Origin of the sequence: Paenibacillus koleovorans NBRC 103111 (assembly GCF_004000845.1) — a bacterium.
GTDB classification, from domain to species: Bacteria; Bacillota; Bacilli; order Paenibacillales; family NBRC-103111; genus Paenibacillus_AA; species Paenibacillus_AA koleovorans.
Genome location: NZ_BIMA01000194.1, coordinates 1 through 8,021, shown reverse-complemented (window position 1 = coordinate 8,021; position 8,021 = coordinate 1). Strand labels below are relative to the sequence as shown.

At 50.0% G+C, this 8,021-nt stretch carries 7 protein-coding genes; 4 read left to right on the top strand and 3 right to left on the bottom strand.

Features of this window, described 5'->3' with window-relative positions; all coding sequences use genetic code 11:
• The 3 genes from PKO02S_RS32695 to glmS all read left to right on the top strand — a co-directional run.
• A partial coding sequence (locus tag PKO02S_RS32695; RefSeq protein ID WP_176594942.1) for a hypothetical protein occupies positions 1-205 on the top strand: 205 nt, incomplete at its 5' end.
• A 68-nt stretch (positions 206-273) separates the two neighbouring features.
• Positions 274-1,614, top strand: a complete 1,341-nt coding sequence (gene glmM / locus PKO02S_RS31180) for a phosphoglucosamine mutase (RefSeq protein ID WP_127589057.1) — start codon at positions 274-276, stop codon at positions 1,612-1,614.
• A gap of 722 nt (positions 1,615-2,336) precedes the next feature.
• Positions 2,337-4,166: a glutamine--fructose-6-phosphate transaminase (isomerizing) gene (gene glmS, locus PKO02S_RS31175; RefSeq protein WP_127589055.1), complete on the top strand. Its 1,830-nt coding sequence runs from the start codon at positions 2,337-2,339 to the stop codon at positions 4,164-4,166.
• Between the two features lie 779 nt (positions 4,167-4,945).
• On the opposite strand, the gene PKO02S_RS31170 is transcribed toward glmS, so the two are convergent.
• Positions 4,946-5,581 carry a stalk domain-containing protein gene (locus PKO02S_RS31170; RefSeq protein ID WP_127589053.1) on the bottom strand — a complete coding sequence of 212 codons (636 nt, stop codon included), beginning with the start codon at positions 5,579-5,581 and terminating at the stop codon, positions 4,946-4,948.
• A gap of 461 nt (positions 5,582-6,042) precedes the next feature.
• Between PKO02S_RS31170 and PKO02S_RS32690 the strand changes: the two genes are divergently transcribed.
• Positions 6,043-6,210 carry a hypothetical protein gene (locus tag PKO02S_RS32690; protein ID WP_164821809.1) on the top strand — a complete coding sequence of 56 codons (168 nt, stop codon included), beginning with the start codon at positions 6,043-6,045 and terminating at the stop codon, positions 6,208-6,210.
• A 321-nt stretch (positions 6,211-6,531) separates the two neighbouring features.
• Here the strand turns inward: PKO02S_RS32690 and PKO02S_RS31165 are convergent, their stop codons facing one another.
• A complete protein-coding gene (locus PKO02S_RS31165) occupies positions 6,532-7,305 on the bottom strand; it encodes an SDR family NAD(P)-dependent oxidoreductase (protein WP_127589051.1) in 774 nt (257 codons plus the stop codon).
• An 88-nt stretch (positions 7,306-7,393) separates the two neighbouring features.
• On the bottom strand, positions 7,394-8,021 hold a 628-nt coding region (locus PKO02S_RS34055; RefSeq protein WP_373865258.1), incomplete at its 5' end, for an ArsR/SmtB family transcription factor.

The window sequence follows — 8,021 nt, the reverse complement described above, 5'->3', positions numbered from 1 at the left end:
CGGCGGGGCCGGTGGCGCAGGTGGCGCCGGCGGGGCGACGGCCACACCGACGCCGACACCGACGCCTGGCGGCAGCGCGAGCCCGACGCCGAGCGGTACGGCCGGCACGGGCACCTCGGGGACAGGGACCGGCGCCGGCGGTACTCCGAGCGGCAGCCCGGTCGCCTCGGGCAGCGGGGCCGGCGCGGGGACGCCTCACCCGTAAGGGCAAGCGGCCTTAGCGGGCTGATGGCCTGGATAAGCAAGCATTAGAAAGATTGAGGAGAGACATACATGGGGAAATATTTCGGTACGGACGGCGTTCGCGGGGTTGCCAATCAGGGACTTACGCCGGAGCTTGCTTATAAAATCGGCCGCTGTGGCGGCTATGTGTTGACGCAGCATGCGGAGAAGCCTGTTGTCGTGATCGGGCAGGATACACGGATTTCCGGTCCTATGCTGGAGGCGGCTTTGGTCGCGGGACTGTTGTCCATCGGTGCGGATGTCGTACGATTGGGCGTTATCTCGACACCGGGAGTCGCTTATTTGACGCGCAAGCTAGGCGCTGACGCAGGCGTTATGATCTCGGCCTCGCACAATCCGGTTGAGGATAACGGCATTAAGTTTTTCGGCAGCGACGGCTTCAAGCTGTTCGACGAGACCGAGCTTGAGATCGAGCGGTTGATCGACGCTCCGGTTGACGAATTGCCGCGCCCGATCGGCACTCGGCTGGGGCGCGTGCGTGAGGATGCGCAGGCGAAGTTCGCCTACGCGGAGTATTTGAAGACGACGGTGGACGTGTCGTTCGCCGGTTTGAAGCTTGTGCTCGACTGCGCGAACGGCGCAGCTTATGAGCTGGCTCCCCGGATTTTCCGGGAGCTGGGCGCTGACGTTGTTGCCATCGGGGCGACGCCCGACGGCAACAACATCAATGACGGATGCGGCTCGACGCATCCGGAGCTGCTGCAGGCCGAGGTGCTGCGCGTCGGTGCGCACCTCGGGCTGTCGTTCGACGGCGATGCCGATCGGCTCATCGCCGTGGACGAGCGAGGCGCCGAGATCGACGGCGACTACATGCTGTGCATCTGCGGCGATGCGCTGAATCGCGCCGGGCGGCTTAACAACAGCACCGTCGTGACGACGGTCATGGGCAACCTCGGCTTCTTCAAAGCAGCCAAGGACCTGGGCTTGCAGACCGCGCAAACGGCCGTCGGCGACCGCTACGTGATGGAAGAGATGCGCAAGGGCGGCTACAACTTGGGCGGCGAGCAGTCCGGCCATATGATTTTCCTCGACTACAACACGACGGGGGACGGCATTCTGAGCGCGCTGCAGCTCGTGCAGACCGTAGTCAAGTCAGGCAAGACGCTCAGCGAGCTGGCGGGTATGATGCAGAAGTACCCGCAGGTGCTCGTGAACGTCCGCGTGGCCGACAAGTCTCGCCTGAACGGCAACACGGCGATCGACCAGTCGATTCGCACGGTGGAGGAGCGCTTCGCCGGCAACGGGCGGGTGCTTGTGCGGCCGTCCGGCACGGAGTCGCTGATCCGCGTTATGGCGGAAGGCCCGGACGAGGCGGTCGTCAAGGCATACGTGGACGAGATCGCCGATGTCATTCGCGCGGAATTGGGCTAGCTTCCGGGCAAGACTTGGGTAGACGGTTAGTGTAGAGCAATAGGAGCGGCTGTAGCTTTTTGGGCTATGGCGGCTCTTTTTTATTGTTGAGGAACAGTGGTCATTTTGACCTTTGCGCGGATCGGTCGCTCGATTGCCTGTTCAGTAGAGGTCCATTTGTTGCTGCGAAAATAAAAGGCGCTTTCTGCTCCGTTCAACGGTGGAGGGTGCTATTTTTCCTTTCTAAACGAGAAAAGCCGGATTTCCGCAAATAAAGGTTGCATGGAACGGCCGGATTGAATACTATATTAGGTAGCACTCAGCGACGGAAAGGTGGATCGAGGTTGTTCATGTAAGATAAGCGCCAGAACTTGAGGCGGCTTTCTCCGGGACGGAGCTTGATGGGAGAAAAGCATATGCCAGTAGACGCCCAAGTTGACGAGGTAGAGGTGTTCGAAACATTCGGCGGGGACCTCTCGGCTGCATCAGAGCCGTGAATAGGAGAGCAAATGGACGGGGTGACCGGTCCGACAAGACTTCTATATGATGTTGAATGATTGAATTTAATGGAACGAACTTATAGATTGATTTTTCGAAAAAATATCCCATTAGAGGGTCTGGTTTCGTGCGGCCGTTTAGGAGAATCCGGGTTGACAATTGAATAGCAGGGATGCTTATTTTGTTATGCCCATCGGCATAGACGCCGCGCACGGACGGATCCGGAGAGAGAGGTTTGGATCATTATGTGTGGAATCGTTGGCTATATTGGGAATCGGAATTCGCAGCCTATCCTGTTGGAGGGGCTGAAGAAGCTGGAGTATCGCGGGTATGACTCGGCCGGAGTGGCGGTGTTCACGGAGCAAGGGCTCAAGATTCAGAAAGCGAAGGGACGTCTCGCGGTTCTGGAATCGCAGCTGGTGGCCGCTCCGCTGGACGGCACGATCGGGATCGGGCATACGCGCTGGGCGACCCATGGCAAGCCATCCGATGTGAATTCCCATCCTCATACGGACAACTCGATGAAGTTTTCTGTCGTGCACAACGGGATTATTGAGAATTATATGACTTTGAAGGAAGAGCTGACCGCGAAGGGGCACCGATTCGTCTCGGAGACGGATACGGAGGTTATTTCCCATCTGATCGCGGATTTGTATCAAGGCGACATCGTACGTGCCGTGCAGCAGGCGGTTCAGCGGATGACCGGAGCTTTTGCGCTAGGCGTGTTGACGGAGTATGAGCCGGATCGTCTTGTGGCTGTAAGGCTGGCGAGCCCGCTGATTATCGGCGTTGGGGAAGGCGAGAATTTCATCGGCTCCGACATCCCGGCCATTCTGGAGTACACTCGACAAGTGTATATTCTGAACGATGGCGAAATGGCTGTTTTGACGCGCGATGGTGTCGAATTGATGACATTAGAGGGGAATTTTATTTCCCGGGAATTATTCCATGTCGATTGGGATCTGATTACGGCGGAAAAGGCTGGGTTCGATCATTTCATGCTGAAGGAAATTTACGAGCAGCCCAAGGCTTATAAAGACACGATGGGCAGCCGTATTTCGCCGGACGGTACACGTGTGGTCCTTCCAGAAGTTGGGATGAGCGCGGAGACTATTCGCGGAATTCGGAACGTGCACATCGTCGCTTGCGGCACCGCTTATCATGCCGGCTTGATCGGTAAAAGCGTCATCGAGAAGCTGGCGCGCATCCCGGTCGAGACTGACGTAGCGTCCGAGTATCGCTACCGTGCGCCGATCATCACGCCGGAGACGCTCGTTATCGTCGTGAGCCAATCCGGCGAGACCGCCGACACTTTGGCCGCCTTGCGCGAAGCGAAGCGCTGCGGCGCCCGCGTGCTGGCGATCACCAACGTCGTCGGCAGCTCCGTCGCTCGCGAGGCCGACGATGTGATTGTCACCTGGGCGGGACCGGAGATCGCCGTCGCTTCGACGAAGGCTTACACGTCGCAATTGGTCGCGTTCTACTTGTTCGGGCTGTACCTCGCCCAGACTTTGGAGTCGCAGACGACGGAGTATATCCGCGAGGTCATCGCAGCACTGCGGCTGCTGCCGGAGCAAGTCGAATATTTGCTGGGTCAGAGCGAGACTGTTAAGGAGTATGCCAAGCACATTGCCCAGCACCAGAGCCTGTTCTTCATTGGTCGTGGCATGGACTATGCCGTTGCGCTGGAAGGCTCGCTCAAGCTGAAGGAAATCTCGTACATTCACTCCGAGGCTTACGCAGCCGGCGAGCTGAAGCACGGGACGCTGGCGCTGATCGAGGAAGGCATTCCGGTCATCGCACTGGCGACGCAGGAAGCTTTGCTTGAGAAGACGATCAGCAACATCAAGGAAGTGAAAGCCCGCGGCGGCCGCGTCTTCGGCCTCGCGCTTTCCGGCAACGAGGAGCTCGGCAAAGCCGTCGACGAGGTGTACACCGTGCCGCGCACGCACCCGCTGCTGACGGCGGCGCTGTCTGTTGTTCCACTGCAGTTGCTGGCGTACTACACCTCGCTCGCTCGGGGGAATGATGTGGATAAGCCGCGGAATTTGGCTAAGAGTGTGACGGTGGAGTAAGCAAAAAAACGGCTGCCTCGAATTGTCTGGTGATAAAAAAGTGTGGAACCAGTAAAGAATGTCTGGAACTAGTTAAAAAACTATGGAACCAGTAAAAAAAGTGTGGAACTCCTAGAACTGTCCCGATGACTCTTTGTTAGATCAGCGGGACTTTTTTTTGAGAAGGGACTGTGGCCATTGTTCGGGAAATGAATAAATTCTGATGAACCCTATGGAGTTTTTTTAACCAAGTGGAGTGTCGCCAGTGGACTCTGAGTGAATCAGAGCAAACAAATATGATACTTCGCTAGATACACTTGAAATACAAGTGAGTTATACATTAATTTTAACATGACTTTAATTCGGAGAAGCAGCAATTGAGGACGCCTTCTAGAAGATGCTGCGAAACTAAATCAGGTCGAGAACAACTTGATTATTAAGTTCAGAAGATTGCCTATTGTGGATATCTTTGATAAGGAATGTCCGAAAGAGTATTGCTCGGTGAAATCCAGTAATCTTAAGGCTCGCAACATGTACGTATTTCAAGTGGAGCTCTTTTTTATCTAGCAAATATCAAGTTCAGAACGACTACGAGGACCCGTGAAGAAAATGCAAGACTAAACAGACAAAATAAAAAAGAGCCACATCCGCTGGGGCGATTCCCCCATGAGATAGTGGCTCTTACTGCTTAACAAAAATTGAATATTTCGACAAATCACAAATCAAAACGCCAAAGTTGAATAAGCCAATTCCAATTAAACAAATGACTAAATTGAATGGCGATAAATCAACTTTCTAGTCTAGAGGTCTTTATATTTGCCGAAAGAGATTATTTCTCGATCATGTGCACTCAAATAATGAGAAAGTAATACTCTATCACCATCAGTCACTAAATCACCAAATCGCGAGTTCATTCCTGTCCAACCTTCGGTACTACTATTATTATTGTAGTTTTTCGTCACATAAGCTATCGCATCTTCTTTATTTTTCCAAAATTCAATCCGTTTTGTCGATTTAGTATCTAAATCTAGCTGATCAATAAGGAGTAGTAAAAAAAGTTTTTGAAAAATAGAATTATCTGGTAGAGTGTTATAACCTTCTGAATAGACAACTTGCGAATCAATATTTGTACTATCACCCGTAATAATCTCATATTCAAAACTGTACTTACCATTAAGTAATGATGCCAAAAAATATGGGTATTGATTTAATATTTCGACTGAATTTGTTTGCTCATGCCAGCTTACCTTTGCTCCAAGTGATTCAGCCAGAGCTCTTGCTGATATCCAAGTCGTTCCATCTTCAGTAACTTGTACATTAGAATTAAATAAATTTCCATTAATGAAAATTTTCCTGACACTGGATTCTGAAGCATACACTGCTGTTGTTGTCGCAATAGCCAGACCACAAGTTAACCCAATAATAAACTTTTTCATAACTGTTCAACCCCTATAATTGGATTCAATGTATAAGACTCCAATAAGAAGAATAAAGTTGCATAAATAACCCCGTTTTTTTGTTGTTTAGCAATGTTTATTTACAAAAATGGTACACATTTGGTCCAAAAATAATGCTTTAGTAGCAGTGATTATAAAAAAATTGCCCTTCTATTTATTGACACAATTATTTTACAATTGTGCTACGAATATCAAATTCGACCAGATGTGCTCCTTTTAATCAGTTAAATATCGCAATATCGTACTGAATCTACTGTAAATATTTTCAACATAACCTCTAATATCAGCCAATTAATTTATTTATCTGACTTTAAATTTCTTAATAAATCATTTATCTTCAATAATTTATCTTTTTGGAAACTGCCATTTACCTATTTTCTTGTTTTTAAGTAATCAGTGAAGGGCGGTCCTCATTTATTTCTGACCGCCTAACGAGGAACATGAAAACAGTAATGAAACTAAAAGCGATAAGCCCGAGTGATGCAGCAACAGCAGAAATATTACATGATGAATATCTGGTTAAAAATCATAACATAAAGAGAACACCGACCATTATTATTAACGGGAAGGCCGCTGCCGAAACATTATCCGAGCTTGCTGAATTTTGATCTTTTTTCAATTGCGCCTTAAATAATGCCTTATGGAATTATCCAAAGTCAGCTCCTGTTTGTTAAGGAGCTCATTTTTTGCCCGACTTTCGATAATTCTCTATTCATTATGCGAACCATTTTTTGGCCTTTCAGAATTGCCATGAACCCTTGTGCAGAAAGGCTTTTCCCTACTTCACCACTTCGCTTTTTTTGCTTTGATTTCGCATAACAGGGTGATCTTCCTGATGGTCTTTGACAGACATGGTTTAGTTCAGCTTTTCGACTGAATATCCTAATTGCGCAGATACATCCTACTCACTCAGGCCAACATTGACGAACCTACAGCTTCTGCTCCAGCACGGATCGCGTTATTCTTGTGACGAATTTACGCGGGAACAGCCTCGGAGCCTGTGTCAGAATCCAGTTCTGCATACCCGGAACGACAAATACCTTGCCCTGCATAAGAGCCGTGTAGCCGATCTGTGCGACTTTGTCTGGAGACATAAGCGCCTTTGGATCAGATACCTTCTGCTCATCCATCTTCGCTTTGCGAAAAAACTCCGTTCCCGTCGCACCGGGACAAAGCGCGGTGATCGTGACCCCTGTACCCTGCAGCTCGTTAGCAACGGCTTCAGTAAGCGAAAGCACGAAGGCCTTGGAGGCGGAGTAGTTTGCGCTAAGCGGACAGGCGTAGAAGGAAGTCGTCGAGCCTACGTTCAGAATGCGTCCGCTGCCCCTTCGTACCATTTCCGGGAGAAATAGCATGAGAAGCTGAGATAGGGACTGTACGTTCAGTTGCAGCATCTCCTGCTCCGATCTGACATCCATCTGGTGCAAAAAACCGTAGGAACCGACACCAGCGTTGTTGATAAGAACATCAACGGACTGACCCTGAAGCTGGTCATACAGCCATTGGGCACTGTCGCGCTGAGCCAGATCCACAGGGATAGTGAGTGTCTGGACGCCGTGCTTCCGCTGCAACTCCGTTGCAAGATGGCTTAGCTTGCTCTCGCTGCGTGAAGCCAGAATAATCCGGTAGTTTTGCTTGGCAAATAGCTCTGCGAACGCCTTGCCTATACCACTTGATGCTCCGGTGATGAGTACAGTTGCCATGTGGGGGATGCCTCCTCAATCCTATTTTATCTAAAAACCATAAAACTAAATAATTAGTTATATGGTTGTTTAGTGTGTGCAAAAGGGACTATTCGTCCCCCAGCATCTTCAATGCAAGAATTTGTTCTGTCGTCTCCAGAAATTCTTTTAGTAACCTCACGGAATCCTCAATATCCAGACTGTAGTAAATTTCCGTTCCTGTTTTGGCGGCAGTTAGCAAATTTGCTTGTTTTAATATTCTCAAATGATGTGAAATGGCGGAACGTGACATGGGTGTACGTTCAACGATCTGGGCGACATTAAGCGCTTCGTGTCGGGTCAGCATCATAATAATGTCTTGCCGCACCGGATCGGCCAAGGCGAGGAAAACCGGGCTGCATGCTTGTAATTGCTTGTGAACGACAACTTCCAATTGGGGAACATCCGAGTGTTCCATCGACGCATCGTCTCCATTCAACCATATAACCAATTTCTTGGTTGTATTGTATCCTGGTTGCATGTTCCCGTCAAGTCCGTTCATCGTTATTTCGCTTTTGCGGTATTGAAGTAAACTTTCGGATTTTAAAAGTACAGTAATTACGTCTTTGTGTATGACAATTCCCGCCATCCTTTTTACAGTTGACGGGAATAGGATTGTAGGAGACACGTCGAGCTCAAACAACTCCTCGCAGAACTGACAATTCGCGTGATGCAGCTCGGACTGAATCTGTGTAGTA

What these genes read in the sequence shown, in the direction of transcription:
- glmM (WP_127589057.1), top strand. Translation starts at nt 274, where the DNA reads ATGGGGAAATATTTCGGTACGGACGGCGTTCGCGGGGTTGCCAATCAG.
- glmS (WP_127589055.1), top strand. Translation starts at nt 2,337, where the DNA reads ATGTGTGGAATCGTTGGCTATATTGGGAATCGGAATTCGCAGCCTATC.
- PKO02S_RS31170 (WP_127589053.1), bottom strand. Translation starts at nt 5,581, where the DNA reads ATGAAAAAGTTTATTATTGGGTTAACTTGTGGTCTGGCTATTGCGACA.
- PKO02S_RS32690 (WP_164821809.1), top strand. Translation starts at nt 6,043, where the DNA reads ATGAAAACAGTAATGAAACTAAAAGCGATAAGCCCGAGTGATGCAGCA.
- PKO02S_RS31165 (WP_127589051.1), bottom strand. Translation starts at nt 7,305, where the DNA reads ATGGCAACTGTACTCATCACCGGAGCATCAAGTGGTATAGGCAAGGCG.